The organism is Mycolicibacter heraklionensis, assembly GCF_001021505.1.
Taxonomy (GTDB): Bacteria; Actinomycetota; Actinomycetes; order Mycobacteriales; family Mycobacteriaceae; genus Mycobacterium; species Mycobacterium heraklionense.
Map to the genome: position 1 here is coordinate 411,669 of NZ_LDPO01000001.1, position 16,076 is coordinate 427,744.

A 16,076-nucleotide genomic window follows, 5' to 3' on the forward strand; every position below is an offset into this window, starting at 1 on the left:
ACATGTGCGCCGGAGCAAGGGCACACTTTGGGCATGGAGACACCGCGCCGCTGTCTGACCGGCATCTCTGACGTACGCGCGTTCTTCCACACCAACACCACGCCGCTGTATTTCATCTCGCCGACCCCGTTCAACCTGCTGGGCATCGACCGTTGGGTTCGAAACTTCTTCTACCTGACCTACTTCGACTCGTTCGAGGGCACGCATTCGCGGGTGTTCGTGCCCCGGCGACGGGACCGCCTTGATTTCGACTCCATGGGCGATGTGTGCAATCACCTCTTGTCCGATCCCGAGACACTCGAGTTCATCGCGGGCCGGGGCCCCGGTGGCAAAGCCTGCTTCGTGATGATGGAAGAAGAAACGCAAACGCTCGCGCGGCAGGCCGGTCTGGAGGTCATGCACCCCTCGGTGGCGGTGCGCAATCGCCTGGGCTCGAAGACCATCATGACGCGCCTGGCCGACTCGGCGGGCGTGCCGAGTGTGCCGCACGTGATGGGGCGGGCCGGCTCCTACGAAGAACTGCTGACGCTGGCGCGGGACGCCGGATTAGGAGATGACCTCGTCATCTCCATCCCTTATGGCAACGCTGGCAGCGGGACGTTCTTTGTGCGCGGTCAGGCCGACTGGGACCAGCACGCCGCTGAGCTGACCGCGGAGCAGGAATTCAAAGCCATGAAGCGGATCCGCAATGTCGAGGTGTGCATCGAAGGTGCGGTGACCCGCCACGGCACCGTAATCGGCCCCGCGATGACCAGTCTGGTCGGTTATTCAGAGCTGACTCCGAATCCCGGCGCCTGGTGCGGCAACGACATCTGGCGCGAAGTACTCCCGCCAGACCAGACGCACGCCGCGCGAGAAATGGTGCGAAAGCTGGGCGACATCCTGAGCCGGGAAGGTTATCGCGGCTATTTCGAAGTGGACCTGCTGCACGACTTGGACTCCGACGAGCTCTACCTCGGCGAGGTCAACCCGCGACTGTCCGGCGCCAGCCCGATGACCAACCTGACCACCGAGGCCTACGCCGACATGCCGCTGTTCCTGTTCCATCTGCTGGAGTACATGGACGTGGAGTATGAGCTCGACATCGACGAGATCAACGCGCGCTGGGAGCGCGGCTATGGAGAGGACGAGGTCTGGGGCCAGGTGATCATCAACGAGACCTCGCCGGAGGTCGAGCTCTTCACCGCGACGCCGCGCACCGGGGTGTGGCGCATCGACGACGACGGCCGGGTGTCCTTTGCGCGGTCCGCCAACGACTGGGCCACACTGCTCGACGGGTCCGAGGCGTTCTACATGCGCGTCGCGGCACCCGGCGACTTGCGTTCCGAAGGCGCCCAACTCGGCGTACTCGTCACCCGCGGACACTTGCAGACCACCGATTATCGACTGACCGAACGCTGCCAGCGCTGGGTCAAAGGCATGAGAGCGAAATTTGTCTCAACACCCCTGACACCGGCCACGCCGATCGTCTCCCGGCTCGTCGCGCGCGCGTGAGCGACGCCGCGCCGGGCCGCATCCCGGACGGGATCTCCCTGGACAACTGGCTGTCTGAACCGTATTCGCGGTGGTCGTTTCAGCACGTTGAGGACTTCGTGCCGACCGCGGTGATTGCGCGTGGGACCGGGCCCGCCGCGGTGCTGCCCACGACCGGCGGCGAGCTGGCCTCGGTCCCGGTGACCACGACGGACGGAGCCGTCGCCGCCGTCGGCGCCGTCATGGAGGCCACCGCGACCGACGGGTGGGCCGTCGCCCACCGCGGCGCGCTGGTGGCCGAGGTGTATCTGGGCGCACTGGGAGCACGCACCCGGCACTTGCTGTTCTCGGTGAGCAAGTCGATGGTGGCCGCCGTCGTCGGCGCGCTGCACGGGGCGGGGGCCATCGCCCTCGAGGCACCGGTCACCGCGTACGTGCCCGCACTGGCGGACTGCGGCTACGCCGGCGCGACGGTGCGCCACCTGCTGGATATGCGCTCGGGTATCGCCTTCTCGGACAACTACCTGCACCCGACCGCGGAGATACACACCCTCGACGAGGCGGTCGGGTGGGCCCCCGGCAGCGGCACGGACAGTCCGGCCACTCTGTGTGATTTCCTGCTGACGTTGCGGCAGAAGTCGGCGCACGGCGGCCCGTTCGAGTACCGCTCGTGCGAAACCGACGTACTCGGCTGGATCTGCGAGGTCGCCGGCGGCCAGCGGATGCCCGAACTGATGTCGGAGCTGGTGTGGAGCCGCATCGGTGCCCAATGCGACGCCACCATAGGCGTGGACCCGGTCGGCACCGGGTTTTTCGACGGCGGCATCAGCGCCTGCCTCACCGACCTGATCCGGTTCGGGTCGCTGTTCTTACGCGGCGGGGTTTCGTTGACCGGCCGGCGGGTGGTGCCGGCGGCGTGGATCGCCGACACCCTCGACGGCGGTCCCGACTCGCGTCAGGCGTTCGCCGCCAGCCCTGATGACACCGGAATGCCCGGCGGGATGTACCGCAATCAGGTGTGGTTCCCCTACCCGGGCAGCAATGTGGTGTTGTGCCAGGGCATGTGCGGCCAGCTGATCTATATCAACCGCGCCGCGGAGGTGGTCGGCGCCAAGTTGTCCACCCAGTCCTACGCGGCTGACTCGCGGATGTTCTCCGACACCCTGCGTGCCTTCGATGCGATGGCGCGGGAACTCGGCTAGCAGCGGGCCATCGCCATCGGACTCAGCCCCGGAACAGGGCCGGGTCATCGAGTTGGCCCAGCAGCGCGGTCAGCTGGTCCACCAGGTGCTCCGGCGCCAGCTTGATATCGCCGGCCAGCCAGGCGCTGATCGTCTGGGCCACCCCGCCGACCACGAAATGCGCGACCGCCTTGATCCGCTCGTTGCCCGGCACCCGCAAGACGTTCTGCACGTGGCGGCCGGACAACATGGCGAACAGCGCGCTGGATTCAGCGCGCTTGCGCACCAGTAGCGCGTTGGTCAGCTGAGTGCTGAACAGCATCCGGCCGACGCGAGCGTCCCCGGCGATGGCCGCCACCAAGTGAGCCATCCCGGCGCGGGTCTGCTCGGCCGAGGGCACCGCAGCCACCGCGGCCTGGGTGCTGGCCGCCAGGTCACCGACCACTCGGTCGAACACCGCGGCCACGAACTCGTCCTTGTCGGCGAAGCTCTCGTAGAAATACCGCGACGCCACCCCGGCCCGGTGGCAGATCCCGCGCACGGTCAACTCGACCAACTCACGGGCGCCCAGCACGTCGAGCCCGGCCGCCAGCAGGCGCTCCCGGCGCTCGGCCAGCCGGTCGGCTGCTTGCACACCCCGGTAGGGGCGCTCGGGCACGGCAGAAACCACGTTCACCATCTTGACACCGGGCCCTCAGCTGGGCAATATCAGGAAACCGACGTTCTCACAATCAGCGAGGTGCAGTAATGACAATCAGCGAGCCGGTTCCCCTGGTGGAGCGTTCGGTGAACGACTCGCTGGGCGCGCACCCCGCGCCACCCAGGCGTTCCAGACGTTCCTGGCTGCCGCAGGTCACCTGCGACGACAACATGATGATGGGCGTGGCGCTGCTGGCCGGACCCGCCAACGTGATCATGCAACTCGCCCGGCCCGGGGTGGGCTACGGCGTGATGGAGAGCAAGGTCGAAAGCGGCCGGGTTGACCTGCATCCGATCAAGCGAGCTCGCACCACGTTCACCTACCTGGTGGTCTCCACCCAGGGCAGCGACGAGCAGAAGGCCGCCTTCCGTGAAGCGGTGAACAGTGCGCACCGTCAGGTTCGGTCCACCGCTGACAGCCCGGTGAAGTACAACGCGTTCGACCGTGACCTGCAGCTGTGGGTGGGGGCCTGCCTGTACAAGGGCAACGTCGACATCCACCGGATCTTCCTCGGCGAGATGGACGACGAGCACGCCGACCGGCACTACCACAATGAGGGCAAGGCGATGGCCACCATGCTGCAGGTGCCCGAGGACATGTGGCCTGCCGACCGGGCCGCCTTTGACCAGTACTGGCAGGAGCAGCTGGACAAAGTGCACATCGACGACGCCGTCCGCGAATACCTGAAGCCGATCGCCGCGAGCCGGTTGCGGGGCCTGACCCTGCCCGGCCCCTTGCAGCGGGCCAACGAGCGGCTCGCGCTGCTGATCACCACCGGCTTCCTTCCGCAGCGCTTCCGTGACGAGATGCAGCTGCCGTGGGACGCCGACAAGCAACGTCGGTTCGACCGGTTGATGGGCGCTCTTCGCGGCGTCAACAATCTGCTGCCGCAGTTCTTGCGCGGCTTCCCGTTCAACTTGATCCTGTGGGACCTCGACCGTCGCATCCGCGCCGGTCGCCCGCTGGTGTGACGCCGCCGCCGTCAGGCGTTCTTGGTCAACACCCACCAGATGGTGGCTGACGAGCCGGCCAGCGTCCCGGCCAGGGTCTTCTGGTCGAAGGAATGGGTCAATTTGCCCTCATCGAGGGTCCACACCCACCGGTTGCCCTCAAGGTGGGCGTCCCTGTCCCAGCCGATGTCGGTGTCATGGATGTTGAGGCAGTCGGCACCGCACGGGGCCAGGAACCAGGTATAGGCGGATCCGGCTCGGACTATGCCGGCGCCGTCCGTGATGGTCATCGTGTAGGTCCCCGAAAGCGGCGCGGGCCGCCCGGGGCCGACCGATTCGACAGCGGCCCCGATCAGGCCCGCAGCAACAGCAAGACCCTTGAACCACACGGCCTCACTCCTTCCTCCCGGCCTTCCTCCCGGAGGCCCCTTGGCTGAATCTAGGATTCGGCGGCACGGTGGCGAAACAGGGTTTTCCCTTGGTTTTGCGGGTGAATTGACGGTTCGGCGCCCGTCGGTAGGCTTTTATCCCGACACCAGCGGACGGAAGGTGACAGGCGATGCACGTCATCCCCCATGCGTTGCGCACCGGGGCAAACGTGTCCGACGACGCCGGCGGGCACGCCAACGAGGGCGCCCAGCGCCTCGACGTGGCCGGCGTGACCGCCAAGATGTTCGGCGATTTCGACGACGCACACGGTTTCCACGCCGCGCTGGGCAGCGCCAAGGACAGTCATCGCGACGCCCTGCAGGGCCACCACCAGAACCTCACCGGCATCGCCGAGAACGTGCGCACCGCCGCCGCCGGCTTCACCCAGATGGACAACCACAACGCCACACTGTTGCGAGACGTCGCCGGCCCGCAGCAGTGAGTCGTCCCACGCTGCAGCACCTGAACGTCGACGACCTCGTCGCGCAGGCCGGTGGTGATCCGTGGGCGATCGATGACAGTCTGCAGGCCGGCAGCCCCACCCAGATCAACTTCTTGGCCCAGGCCTTCCATTCTGCTGCGGGTTCGGCCACCGCCGCCGAAGAGTCCTTCCGCGCCGCCCAAGAACACTTCACGCAGTACAACCGCGAAAACGGCGAGCAACCCATCAACAACGGGGCCGAGGTGCAGCGCGTCAAAGACAGCCTGCATGCCACCAATGAGCAGCTCGGTCAGATCGCCGCCGACCTGGAGACCATCGCTGCCGCCCTGGCTCAGGCCCGGGCAACCTCGCGGGGCAACATCAAGTCACTCAATGAGAACCTGGGGACCGCCGACTATCTGATCGGCCACTACCTCGACCTGGAGAACCAGGGCCTGGATCGCGACGCCGATATCGAGAATGTTCGTCAGGCAGCCAAGGCCGACACCGAGACGGCCCTGCACAACGAGACGTTTTTCCGCAACGACTACTCCAAGACCCTGAAGCAGGCCCTGACCAACCTGCGGGTCAAGGACGGCTATAACCCCGATATCCGCAAGTACGACGCCGAGAACCAACCGGCCGGCGGGGCGGACGGCGGGGCCGGGGCGGCTCCCACCGGCCCGCCCGCGGGCGCCGCCGGTGGCGACGGTGGCGCCGGGGCGACTCCCACCGGCACGCCCACGGGCGCCGACGGTAACGGCGCCGCCGGGGTCATCGCGCCCTGGCTGACGTCCGGAACCCCGGCGATAATTCCACCCGGGGGTCCGCCGGCCCGGCCGAGCCAACCCACCCAGGTCAACGGCAAATGGGGCAACGTCGGCGACGGCCTCGCGGCGGCAGGTGAACGTGCGAACGTACCCGCCAATGTTGGGAAGTTCGTCCCGGGCGGATCGCCGAGCGCCGCAATTCCGGGCGGCGTCCCGATGGGTACTGCGTTGGAGACCGTCGAGAGGTTCGGCAAACGGCTGGGTTTCGTCGGAAACTTCGTCACCGGCGTGAACGGGATCGTCGAGGGCGCCAACGACGTGAGCAACGGTGCCGCCCTGAGCACCACCCTGGTCGACGTCGGCGCCAAAACCGTGGGAGATATCGGCGGTGGCTTGGTCGGCGCCACCACTGGGGCCGAAGCGGGGGCCTGGATCGGGACCATGATCGTCCCGGGGGCCGGAACCGTCATCGGCGCCGGCGTCGGAGCGGTGGTCGGCGGCGTGATCGGCAGCGACATCGGAAAGAAGATGGGCGAAGAGATTTCGGATTTGTCACACAGTGTTTGGCGTAGCCTCTTCGGCTGAGCTGGGCCACAGGTAAGGGAGAACGATCACCATCAGCAACGCAGAGCGCATGATCTTCATCGCCGGGGTAGTCGGGCTTCTCATCGCAATTCCGGTGGATCCACGCAAGGACGCGAAGTCGAAGTGGCTGTTTTGGGTCATCGGCCCGATGGTGTGCGCCGCATTGTTCGCCGTCGCGCTCTACGGCTCAGTGAAGAACCCCGAAACGTCGGACTTACTCAGCGCCGTCGCTGGCGGCACGTTCTTCGCCTACCTCTGCTTCGGCGCCGTCTACGTCCGCAAACGCTGGCCGATCGGGCGCTGGCCTGGTTCTCGTTCCTGACGCACGGAAAGGACTTGACGTGGAACCCGAGAGTCAGCCAGCCAGCGAGGGACTCATCCAGCTGGATCCCCGCACGCCCGACGAACCGACGATCACCCTCCCCCGGCCGCCGGGTTGGGGGTTCATGCCGGGCAAAGACGAGACGTCGATCCGCGGCATCCTGTTCAACCAGGAGCTGCGGCGGCACGGCTTCACGCCCAACGCGGTGGTGACGTGCGAAGAGCTCACCGGCCAGGTGGGACTGCCATCGCAGGCCCTGGCCAAGGAGCGCGCCGCGGTCATCGACCTCGTCGGTGACCTCGACACCGACGTCGCAGGCACGGTGTCGGGCTTTCCGAGCAGAACGATCACCTACAACCTGCAGGGCCGACCCGCGACCGGCCTGCTCGTCGCGGTGCAGAACACGGCAGACCGGATCTGGGCGATCACGCTCACCCTGCAGACCACCGACGCCGACAACCCCCACTACATCGCCGCTAAGCAGGCACTGCTGGATTCCCTGGAAGTCCACCTGCCCACCCCGTGACGCCCCTGGGAGAATGCACTCATGGTCGAGCAGAGCCTCTGGATGCAGAAAGTCGCCGGCGACCCGGGACATTCGCAGTGGTACATCGAACGCTTCCGCGAGATGGCCCGCGCCGGTAAGGATCTGGCCGGCGAAGCGCGCTTCATCGACGCGATGGCCGCACGCGGTGCACGCATCCTCGACGCCGGCTGCGGCCCGGGCCGGGTCGCCGGCGTGCTGGCCAAGTGTGGTCACGACGTGGTCGGTGTCGATGTCGATCCGGAGCTCATCGAGGCCGCCGGGCAGGACTATCCCGGGCCGCGCTATCTGGTGGGCGACCTCGCCGAACTCGACCTGCCCGCCCGCGGCATCTCCGAACCGTTCGACATCATCGTGTCCGCGGGCAACGTCATGACGTTCGTGGCCCCGAGCACACGGGTCGAGATCCTGCGCCGGTTGCGCGCCCACTGCGCCGACGACGGCCGGACCGTGATCGGCTTCGGTGCCGACCGGGACTACGACTTCGATCAGTTCCTGCGCGACGCGTCGGCCGCCGGTTTCGCGACCGATCTACTGCTGGCCACCTGGGACCTGCGGCCGTTCACCGAGAACTCCGATTTCCTGGTCGCGGTGCTGCGCCCCGCTCACAGCGGCAGCTGATCGTCCTCGCTCAGCTCGCCGAGCTCGTCAACGGTCAGCACCTCGGTCATGTCCTGCTCCTGATAGGCCAGCCGACCCACCCGGTGCGCCACCACGGGCGCGGTGATGAGGGTGAACAGGATGCTCACCGTCACCATCCCCGCATCGTGGCTGCCGCGCAGCCGGATCAACGCACCGAACAGCACCAGCAACAGGCCCAACACCTGCGGTTTGGTGGCCGAATGCATGCGGGCCAAGGTGTCGGGGAACCGCACCACTCCGATGGCCGCCGTCAGCGCCAGCACCGACCCGGCGAGCACCAGCACCCCGGCGAGCACGTCGAGCACGATCACGGCTGCCTCCCCAGATCAGGTGCGTCGTCGGGAACCCGGAAACGTGCCACGCTCACCGACCCGATGAAGCCGACCAGCGCCAGCGCCGCGAGGCTGTAGGTCACGGTGGTGTCCCGGCTGACCGCGGCCCAGATACCGATACCGCACATGGTCATCGCGGCCAGCGTGTCCAGCGCCACCAGCCGGTCCAAGGTGGAAGGTCCGGCCAGCAGCCGATACATGGTGATGACGGCGGCGACGCCCAACAGCACACCCGCCGTTCCCCAGATCACGTTCATGCGCCTACTCCCGCGGGCTGCCACTCGTCGTCACGCTCGAAGGCGGCGATCAACAGTCGCTCCACCTGCGCGACCTGCTGATAGAAACGTTCGACCGCCTGGGCGGACCCGACATCGATCACATGGCAGTACAGGATGCGGCGCACCTGATCGATCTCCAGCACCATCGATCCGGGAATCAGCGTGGTGATGTTGGCGGCCAGCACCAGAACCAGGTCGGACTTGATGGTCAGCGGCACCCGTAGCACCCCGGTGAGCGGCGGCGGTCCGGGTCGGATCGCCAGCCACATCAACTGAACGCTGGACTCCATCAGATACCAGGTGAACAGCCCGATCAGCGTCACCAGCGGCACCAGATGCACCCGGCCCTGTACCGGCACGGGCGGCATGGGCAGCAGGACCAGGATCACCACCGCGACCACGATCCCCGTGACGATGTTGGGGATCGTGAAACGGCCCCACAACAGCACCCATACCGTCGCCAGCGCGGACACCGCGAACATCTTCAATGCGACGGCCCTCATGGTGTGCCCACTGACAGCACGGTCGAGATGTATTCGCCCCGGTCCAAAACCTCGGCGGCGGCCCGCTGGGTGTAGGCGAAAATCGGGCCGGCCAGCACGCTCAGCGACAAGCCCAGCGCGATCAGCGCGAGCGTCGGGACCACCATCCACGTCGGCATCTTTCCGACGTCATCACGGTCGTCATAGGCGACGTCGCCGACGTCGTCGAGCAGCACCGGCGGGGCGGCGAGCACCAGCTCTCCCTCGGGTGCGTCGACGCGGCGGCGCCAGAACGCCATGGTCCACACCCGCGCCAGCACATACAGCGTCAGCAGACTGGTCACCACCGCGCCGCCCACCAGGCACCAGGCCAGCACGGACCCGTCACCCACACCGGCCTGCAGCACGGCGGTCTTACCGATGAAGCCCGAAAAGGGCGGAATACCACCGAGATTGAACGCCGGCACCAGGAACACGAAAGCCAGCAGCGGGTTGGCGATCAGACCGCCCAGCCGGTGCAGCGACGAAGCGCCGCCCTGGCGTTCGATCAGTCCGGCCGCCAGGAACAGTGTGGTCATCACGATGATGTGGTGCATCACGTAGAAGATGGCGCCGGACATGCCCAGCTGGCTCGACAACGCGACCCCGAACATCATGAAGCCGATGTGGCTGACCAGCGTGAACGACAACACCCGCTTGATGTCGCTCTGCGCGATGGCGCCGAAGATCCCGATCAGCATGGTCAACAGAGCCGCGACCAGCAGCACCGAGTCCAGTCCCCCGTCGGGAAACAGCAGTGAGTGCGCCCGGATGATCGCGTATACACCGACTTTGGTCAGGATCCCGGCGAACACCGCGGTGATCGGGGCGGGCGCGGTGGGATAGGCGTCGGGCAGCCACGCCGACAGCGGGAACACCGCGGCCTTGATGCCGAACGCCACCAGCAGCACCGCGAACACCGCGCTGCGGGTGCCGCCGGGCAGGTCGCCGGTCCGCGTCGCCAGCTCGGCGAGGTTCAGCGTGCCGGTGGCCGCGTAGACCAGCGCGATGCCGAACAGAAAGACCAACGACGAGGCCATCGAGACCATCACGTAGCCGATGCCGGCACGGATGCGTTCGGCACTGGCGCCGATGGTGAGCAGTACGAAGCTCGCCGACAGCAGCATCTCGAACCCGACGAACAGGTTGAACAGGTCACCGGCCAGAAACGCCAGGGAGACGCCGGTGGCCAGGGTCAGGTAGGTGGGCAGGAAGATCGACACCGGCTGGCGGTCGTCACCGTCGCGGACACCCTGCCCGATGGCGTAGACCATGACCGCGAGCAGCACGATCGCCGACACCACCAGCATCAGCGCCGACAGTCGGTCGACGACCAGGCTGATGCCCAGCGGTCCCAACCCCTGCTCGGTCGGCCCCCAGCCTCCGACATGCAGCACCAGCGTGCCGTTGCGGTCGGTCAGGTACAGCAACACCGCGCTGACCGCGGCCACCGCGCACAGCACACCGATGGTGATCGGCCGCTGTAGCCGGGGGCGACGACCAACGATGAGGGTCAGCGCCGCGCCCAGCGTGGGCAGCAAGACCGGCAGCGGCATCAAGACGGCGGCAAGACTCACCGTGACACCTCGCTTTCGGGAACGGCGTCGAGCTCACCGGCCGCCACCGGCACGCCCTGGTCGGGTTCGGCGGCGATGACCTCTTCGTCGGACAGCTGCGAGACGCGGGTGGCTTCCTGGTCGTCGCCGATGTCGTCGGTGGTCGTCAGGTTGTAGGAGCGGTAGGTCAGGGCAAGCACGAACGCGCCCACACCCATCGTGATGACGATGGAGGTCAGCACCATGGCCTGAGCCAGCGCATCGGCGTCGGTGGCCTTGCCGGAGCTGGCCCAATAGATCGGCGGGTTCCCGTCGGGCCCGCCGACGTCGATGAGCAACAGGTTGACGGCATTGCCGATCATCATCAGGCCCAACAACATTCGGGTGAGGCTGCGCTCCAGCAGCATGTAGACGCCGCAGGAGGTGAGCCCGGCGGCCATCAGCAGTGGAACCAGATGGGCGGTCATGACACTCCTGCCAGCGGTCGGGTCGGGGGCTGCGATTCAAGCTCCTGGTCCAATCGCACTCCCAGGCTGCGCAGCACGTCGAGCACCATGCCGACCACCACCAGATACACGCCCAGATCGAAGAACAACGACGTCACCACGTTGACGTGGCCCAGCACCGGAAGCGTGAAGCTCAGCACCGCCGAGGACAGCACCGGCGCCCCCAGGAACAGCGATCCCAGCGCCGTGCCTCCGACCAGAGCCAGCCCGACACCCAGGATCTTGCTGGAGTCCAGGGGCAGCGTCTCGCCGAGTTCGTAACGGCCGCCGGCGAGGTAGCGCAACGCCAGCCCGAGTCCGGCGGCCAGGCCGCCGGCGAAGCCGCCGCCGGGATAGTTGTGCCCGGCGAACAGGAAGTAGATCGAGACCACCATGATCAGCGGGAAGATGATCCGGGTCGCGACCTCCAGCACCAGCGACCGCTCATTGGGATCGTGGTAGGCGCTGCCCCGCAGCCAGGTGGTGGACCCGATGGCCGGGCTGTAGGGGGTGGTGATGCCCACGGTCTTGCGCGGGCTGCCGGCGTCGGCGATCCGTGGCGCCCGGCCGAACCGGCGGTTGCGGAACACCATCGAGGCCACGCCGGTCGCGGCGACCAGCAGCACCGAGATCTCCCCGAGGGTGTCCCAGGCCCGGACGTCGACCAGCAGCACGTTGACGGTGTTGGCGCCGTGGCCACGGACGTAGGCGGCCTCGGGCAACGCTTCGGACACACCGTCTCGGGTGCGCGCCGCCATCGCGAAGGCCGCCAGCACGGCGACGCTGACACCGACCGCACCGGCCAGTAGGATGCGCGGCAGCCGGTGGAGCGCCATGGTGGGCCGCTCCGCTTCCGCCGGCAGCGTGCGCAGCACCAGCACGAAGATCACCATGGTCACGGTTTCGACCAGCAGCTGGGTCAGCGCCAGGTCGGGCGCGCCGTGGAAGGCGAATGCCGCGGCGCAGCCGTAACCGGTCACCCCGACCATCACCACCGCGGACAGCCGGTTGCGGGCCATGGTCGCGCCGATCCCTCCGGCGACCACCAGCACGGCGACCGTCAGTTGCAGCGGCGTATCCCACAGGTGCAGTTCGACCTGATTGCGCGCGCCCAGCGCCAGCGCCGTCAGCGGGAGCACCACCAGCGTCGTGAAGATCATCGCCTGGTTGATCGGCAGGGAGCCGCGCTGGGTGATCCCGGTCAGCCGTACCGCCGCCACGTCGAGCAGCCGCAGTACGTCGTCGTAGATCCGGTCGGCCTTGCCCACCGGCAGCCGGCGCAGCCGGGACAGCCGCAGCGGGCCTCGCGCGGTGAAGACACCGGCGCCGACCACCAATACCAACGCCGACAGCAACACCGGCAGCCCCACCCCGTGCCACAGCGCCAGGTGATAGCCCGTTCCGCCGGGCATGGTGTCGGCGTAGCTGCGCAAAACGGTGTCGAGGGTGAGCGCACACAACCCCAGGGCCAGGCTGGTGGCGGCCAGCACCGCCGGCGGCGCCAGGAAAGCCGCGTCGGGGCGGTGCAGGCCCGCCACGGCGGCGCTCGGCGCGGACCGGCCCTTGCCGGCGAAGCCGCCCCAGATGAACCGCACGCTGTAGATCACGGTGAACATCGAGGCGAGCACGCCGGCGGCCAGCACATACGGACCGGCGGAACCCAGGACCGGGGAATGTGCCTCGGTTCCGAAGATGGTCTCTTTGGCGATGAAGCCCACGAACGGCGGCACTCCGGCCATGCTGGCGGCGGCCGCGGCGGCGACCAGGAACAGCCCCGGGCAGCGGCGCCCCAACCCGGCCAATTCGCGCAGGTCGCGGGTGCCGGTGGCGTGGTCGATGATCCCGACCACCATGAACAGCGTCGCCTTGGCCGCCGCGTGCGCGCACATGGCGGTCAACCCGGCCAGCATCAGATCACCGGTACCGGCTCCGACCAGCACGATCATCAAGCCCAGCTGGCTGACGGTGCTGTAGGCCAGCAGCAGCTTCAGGTCGTACTCGCGCACCGCCCGCCAGCCCGCCAACAGTGCGGTGGCCAGTCCGAGAATCACCAGCGTCGGTCGCCACCCGGGCGAATCGGCGAACCCCGGAGCCAGCCTCGCCACCAGATAGATCCCGGCTTTGACCATCGCCGCGGCATGCAGGTAGGCACTGACCGGTGTCGGTGCCGCCATGGCGCCGGGCAGCCAGAAATGCAGCGGCACAATCGCCGACTTGCTGAGCGCACCGACCAGGATCAGCAGCACCCCGACGGTGACGACGGTCCCCGACGGCGGATGGGCCACCAGATCCGACAGCAGGTAGCTGCCGGCGGCGTTGCCCAGCATGATGATGCCGACCAGCATGGCCAGCCCGCCGGCAGTGGTGACCAGCAATGCCTGGGTGGCGGCCCGGCGGTTGATGGCACGTTCGGCGTAGTGGCCGATCAACAGGAACGACAACACTGTCGTCATTTCCCAGAACACGTAGAGCACCAACGCGTTGTCGGCGACCATCAGCCCGAACATGGCTCCGGCGAAGCCGACCATCTTCGCGGCGAAGCTGGGCAGCCGCGGATCGGTTTCGGTGTGCGACCCGACCGGCCGGAAGTAGGCGGCGCAGTAGAACAAGACCAGGGCGCCGATCCCCAACGCCAGCACGCACATGATCGCGCTGAGCGAATCGAACCGCAGCGCGATGTCCATCGACAGTCCGGGCACCCAGGGCACCGTGACGCGGTGGTCGTCGGCCGGCCCGGTCGGCCAGTTCGCCACCACCCAGCCCAGCGATACCAGCGGGATCGATCCCAGCGGATAGAACGCCGCCCTGCCCCACCTGCGCACCAACGCTGGTGCCGCAGCCGTGCCAACAACATGGGCAAGCAGTATCGCCAGCATCACGCTCCACGGGCCGTTTCGTTTAAGTCGATGCGTTCAGTCGTGGCACTAATCGTGAGGAGACCGCGGACGCGCCCAGAACACGTCCGCACCCATCTCCCACCACCACTGAAACCAGTCTCTGTGGTGCAGCGGCCGCGCGCCATGGAATGCAACCCCCATTCGGCGGGGGGTTAAACACCCATGACGATTGAGGGCGGCGCCCCGTTACGGCTCGATTAACCCGGTCCTGATCGCGTACCGGGTGAGTGCGAGGCGGTCGCGCAGGCCCAACTTCTGCAGGGTATTGGTCCGGTGGCGGTCGACTGTCTTGGCGCTGATCCCGAGGGTCTTGGCGATTTCTCGCGCCGAGAAGCCCTCGGCGATCAACTTGAGGACTTCTTCTTCGCGCGGGGTGAGGATGGTTTCCGGCAGCGTAGTGCCGTGCCGCGCCCGATGCAGGTAGTCCCGGATCAGCGCGGTCACCGCCCCGGCGTACAGAAACGGCTCACCGCGAATCGTCGCCCGGCAGGCCTCGAGCAGGTCGCGGTCGGCCACCGACTTCAAGACGTAGCCCGACGCGCCGGCTTTGAGGGCTTCGAAGAAGTACTGCTCGTTGTCGTGCATCGACAGCATCAGCACCCGCACGTGCGGATGGTTGCGGTTGATCTCGCGGGCGGCCTGCAATCCGGTCATCCGCGGCATTGCGATGTCCAGAATGGCCAGGTCGACGGGGGTTTCCTGCAACGCTGCGAGCGCCTCGGAACCGTCGGCGGCCTCGGCGACGACGGACAGGTCGGGCTCGGCGTCCAGGATCATCCGCAGCCCACTGCGCATCAGGGCGTGATCATCGGCGAGCAGGATGCGCGCCGGCTGTGTCGGCATCATGACGGTCCCGTCCCTGATGCTGCCGGTACCACCAGCCGGATTTCGGTGCCCTGCTCGGCTGAGGAGGTGATGGTCAGGGTGCCGTGCACCAGCAGTGCTCGCTCGCGCATTCCGGTGATTCCGGCTCCTTCGACGTTCAGGCCGCCGGTGCCGTCATCGGAGATCCGCAGTGTCAGCTCTCCTGCCGCATCGACATGCAGGTCCACCCATACCTTCTGCGCTCCGGAATGCCGGGCGATATTGGTCAAGCTCTCCTGGACGATGCGATAGCACACCAACTCCACGTTGGGGTTGAGTCGTTCCGCTTGCGGGGCAATGTCTTTGACGACGTCTATGCCGCTCGCCTGGGTGAACTGGTTGCACAGTGCCTGCAGGGCGCTCTGGAGGCCGAGGTCTTCCAAGGCATCCGGGCGCAGCCGTCGCGCAATGCCGCGCACTTCGTCGAGACTGGCCCGCACGATCTCCTGAGCGTCCGCGAGGTCACCCCGTATTCCTTCCGGCGCGGCGTCGACGGCGCGCTTGAGGGTGAGCAGGGCCACGGTGAGGGTTTGACCGATCTCGTCGTGCAACTCCCTGGCGATCCGCTGCCGCTCGTTCTCCTGCGCGACCAGCACCAAGGCGCTCGAGGAGGCGCGTTCGGTCTCCAGCCGGTCCAGCATCGCGTTGAACGACGCCATGAGGTGGTGCAGGTCACCGGCGCCGGGGTCGTGCACCCGGTCGGTGTGCCGGAGCAGGTCAACCCGTCGCATGGACGCGGCAAGCCGGTCCAGCGGGGCGAGGCTCGACCGCAACAGCAGGGCATTGGCGCCCACCACGACGGCGAGTCCCACCATCAGGACCGGGATCTCGGCCAGTCGGACGGGCCCCGAAACGGTGGCCGGTGACATGGCCAGCACCAGGGTGCCGAAGGTGAAGACCAAACCATTGATCAGGACGACGCGCCGGAACAACCCCCGCGCGGGAGCGCTCGCCCGCCGCCGAAACCGGTCGACGAGCCCTGTCCAACGGCTCATACCACCACCCTGGTCTGCGCGGCACACAATGTCCATACGGGTTGGCGCGGCGTGCGAATGGGTGTCAAACACCATGGCGAGTCACCGGTTCGGGCTCGGAGAATGGTGGTACGCCCAGCGCATCGTGGGCT

General features: G+C 67.4%; 18 protein-coding genes. 8 read left to right on the top strand and 10 right to left on the bottom strand.

Annotated features, from left to right (window positions below):
- The first annotated feature begins 33 nt into the window (after positions 1–33).
- A complete protein-coding gene (locus ABW16_RS02085; protein WP_047317420.1) occupies positions 34–1,494 on the top strand; it encodes a biotin carboxylase in 1,461 nt (486 codons plus the stop codon).
- Positions 1,495–1,514: 20 nt separating this feature from the next.
- Positions 1,515–2,675, top strand: coding sequence for a serine hydrolase domain-containing protein (locus ABW16_RS02090; RefSeq protein WP_412178174.1), 1,161 nt, complete (start codon positions 1,515–1,517; stop codon positions 2,673–2,675).
- A gap of 22 nt (positions 2,676–2,697) precedes the next feature.
- On the opposite strand, the gene ABW16_RS02095 is transcribed toward ABW16_RS02090, so the two are convergent.
- Positions 2,698–3,333 carry a TetR/AcrR family transcriptional regulator gene (locus tag ABW16_RS02095; RefSeq protein ID WP_047317422.1) on the bottom strand — a complete coding sequence of 212 codons (636 nt, stop codon included), beginning with the start codon at positions 3,331–3,333 and terminating at the stop codon, positions 2,698–2,700.
- 68 nt (positions 3,334–3,401) lie between these two features.
- On the opposite strand from ABW16_RS02095, the gene ABW16_RS02100 reads away from it, so the two are divergent.
- A complete protein-coding gene (locus tag ABW16_RS02100) occupies positions 3,402–4,325 on the top strand; it encodes an oxygenase MpaB family protein (RefSeq protein WP_047317423.1) in 924 nt (307 codons plus the stop codon).
- 11 nt (positions 4,326–4,336) lie between these two features.
- Here ABW16_RS02100 and ABW16_RS02105 read toward each other — a convergent pair whose 3' ends face one another.
- A complete protein-coding gene (locus ABW16_RS02105) occupies positions 4,337–4,693 on the bottom strand; it encodes a hypothetical protein (RefSeq protein ID WP_047317424.1) in 357 nt (118 codons plus the stop codon).
- A gap of 170 nt (positions 4,694–4,863) precedes the next feature.
- On the opposite strand from ABW16_RS02105, the gene ABW16_RS02110 reads away from it, so the two are divergent.
- From ABW16_RS02110 to ABW16_RS02130, 5 genes are read left to right on the top strand one after another with little or no spacing between them, the layout of a single operon-like run.
- Positions 4,864–5,175, top strand: a complete 312-nt coding sequence (locus ABW16_RS02110) for a DUF2563 family protein (protein WP_047317425.1) — start codon at positions 4,864–4,866, stop codon at positions 5,173–5,175.
- On the top strand, positions 5,172–6,509 hold the full coding sequence (locus tag ABW16_RS26340; RefSeq protein ID WP_052956754.1) for a putative alpha/beta hydrolase: 1,338 nt from the start codon (positions 5,172–5,174) through the stop codon (positions 6,507–6,509). Before ABW16_RS02110 ends, ABW16_RS26340 begins: the two co-directional genes overlap by 4 nt.
- Positions 6,510–6,558: 49 nt before the next feature.
- The gene (locus ABW16_RS02120; protein ID WP_047317426.1) at positions 6,559–6,831 is read left to right on the top strand and encodes a hypothetical protein; all 273 of its coding nucleotides are present in this window, start codon (positions 6,559–6,561) and stop codon (positions 6,829–6,831) included.
- Between the two features lie 19 nt (positions 6,832–6,850).
- Complete coding sequence (locus ABW16_RS02125) at positions 6,851–7,357, top strand: LpqN/LpqT family lipoprotein (protein ID WP_052956755.1); 507 nt, start codon at positions 6,851–6,853, stop codon at positions 7,355–7,357.
- Between the two features lie 21 nt (positions 7,358–7,378).
- Positions 7,379–7,996 (top strand): class I SAM-dependent methyltransferase, encoded by a 618-nt coding sequence (locus ABW16_RS02130; RefSeq protein WP_047317427.1) that lies wholly within the window; start codon positions 7,379–7,381, stop codon positions 7,994–7,996.
- On the opposite strand, the gene mnhG is transcribed toward ABW16_RS02130, so the two are convergent.
- The 8 genes from mnhG to ABW16_RS02170 form a co-directional block, all read right to left on the bottom strand.
- On the bottom strand, positions 7,981–8,328 hold the full coding sequence (gene mnhG, locus ABW16_RS02135; RefSeq protein WP_047317428.1) for a monovalent cation/H(+) antiporter subunit G: 348 nt from the start codon (positions 8,326–8,328) through the stop codon (positions 7,981–7,983). The genes ABW16_RS02130 and mnhG overlap by 16 nt on opposite strands.
- On the bottom strand, positions 8,325–8,606 hold the full coding sequence (locus ABW16_RS02140) for a monovalent cation/H+ antiporter complex subunit F (RefSeq protein ID WP_047317429.1): 282 nt from the start codon (positions 8,604–8,606) through the stop codon (positions 8,325–8,327). The genes mnhG and ABW16_RS02140 overlap by 4 nt, the downstream gene beginning before the upstream one ends.
- Positions 8,603–9,130, bottom strand: a complete 528-nt coding sequence (locus ABW16_RS02145; protein WP_047317430.1) for a Na+/H+ antiporter subunit E — start codon at positions 9,128–9,130, stop codon at positions 8,603–8,605. The genes ABW16_RS02140 and ABW16_RS02145 overlap by 4 nt, the downstream gene beginning before the upstream one ends.
- A complete protein-coding gene (locus ABW16_RS02150; protein ID WP_267878348.1) occupies positions 9,127–10,725 on the bottom strand; it encodes a Na+/H+ antiporter subunit D in 1,599 nt (532 codons plus the stop codon). The genes ABW16_RS02145 and ABW16_RS02150 overlap by 4 nt, the downstream gene beginning before the upstream one ends.
- Positions 10,722–11,171 carry a Na(+)/H(+) antiporter subunit C gene (locus ABW16_RS02155; RefSeq protein ID WP_047317431.1) on the bottom strand — a complete coding sequence of 150 codons (450 nt, stop codon included), beginning with the start codon at positions 11,169–11,171 and terminating at the stop codon, positions 10,722–10,724. Before ABW16_RS02155 ends, ABW16_RS02150 begins: the two co-directional genes overlap by 4 nt.
- Complete coding sequence (locus tag ABW16_RS02160) at positions 11,168–14,065, bottom strand: Na+/H+ antiporter subunit A (RefSeq protein ID WP_047317432.1); 2,898 nt, start codon at positions 14,063–14,065, stop codon at positions 11,168–11,170. The genes ABW16_RS02155 and ABW16_RS02160 overlap by 4 nt, the downstream gene beginning before the upstream one ends.
- 207 nt (positions 14,066–14,272) lie before the next feature.
- Positions 14,273–14,929 carry a response regulator transcription factor gene (locus ABW16_RS02165; protein ID WP_047317433.1) on the bottom strand — a complete coding sequence of 219 codons (657 nt, stop codon included), beginning with the start codon at positions 14,927–14,929 and terminating at the stop codon, positions 14,273–14,275.
- Positions 14,929–15,945, bottom strand: coding sequence for a HAMP domain-containing sensor histidine kinase (locus ABW16_RS02170; protein ID WP_047317708.1), 1,017 nt, complete (start codon positions 15,943–15,945; stop codon positions 14,929–14,931). Before ABW16_RS02170 ends, ABW16_RS02165 begins: the two co-directional genes overlap by 1 nt.
- Positions 15,946–16,076 lie beyond the last annotated feature (131 nt).

Bases quoted from the DNA above. Each gene is read 5' to 3' on its own strand.
- ABW16_RS02120 (WP_047317426.1), top strand. From the start codon at position 6,559: ATGATCTTCATCGCCGGGGTAGTCGGGCTTCTCATCGCAATTCCGGTG.
- ABW16_RS02095 (WP_047317422.1), bottom strand. From the start codon at position 3,333: ATGGTGAACGTGGTTTCTGCCGTGCCCGAGCGCCCCTACCGGGGTGTG.
- ABW16_RS02170 (WP_047317708.1), bottom strand. From the start codon at position 15,945: ATGAGCCGTTGGACAGGGCTCGTCGACCGGTTTCGGCGGCGGGCGAGC.
- ABW16_RS02110 (WP_047317425.1), top strand. From the start codon at position 4,864: ATGCACGTCATCCCCCATGCGTTGCGCACCGGGGCAAACGTGTCCGAC.
- ABW16_RS02155 (WP_047317431.1), bottom strand. From the start codon at position 11,171: ATGACCGCCCATCTGGTTCCACTGCTGATGGCCGCCGGGCTCACCTCC.
- ABW16_RS02160 (WP_047317432.1), bottom strand. From the start codon at position 14,065: ATGCTGGCGATACTGCTTGCCCATGTTGTTGGCACGGCTGCGGCACCA.
- ABW16_RS02140 (WP_047317429.1), bottom strand. From the start codon at position 8,606: ATGAACGTGATCTGGGGAACGGCGGGTGTGCTGTTGGGCGTCGCCGCC.
- ABW16_RS02100 (WP_047317423.1), top strand. From the start codon at position 3,402: ATGACAATCAGCGAGCCGGTTCCCCTGGTGGAGCGTTCGGTGAACGAC.
- ABW16_RS02165 (WP_047317433.1), bottom strand. From the start codon at position 14,929: ATGCCGACACAGCCGGCGCGCATCCTGCTCGCCGATGATCACGCCCTG.
- ABW16_RS02145 (WP_047317430.1), bottom strand. From the start codon at position 9,130: ATGAGGGCCGTCGCATTGAAGATGTTCGCGGTGTCCGCGCTGGCGACG.
- ABW16_RS02085 (WP_047317420.1), top strand. From the start codon at position 34: ATGGAGACACCGCGCCGCTGTCTGACCGGCATCTCTGACGTACGCGCG.
- ABW16_RS02130 (WP_047317427.1), top strand. From the start codon at position 7,379: ATGGTCGAGCAGAGCCTCTGGATGCAGAAAGTCGCCGGCGACCCGGGA.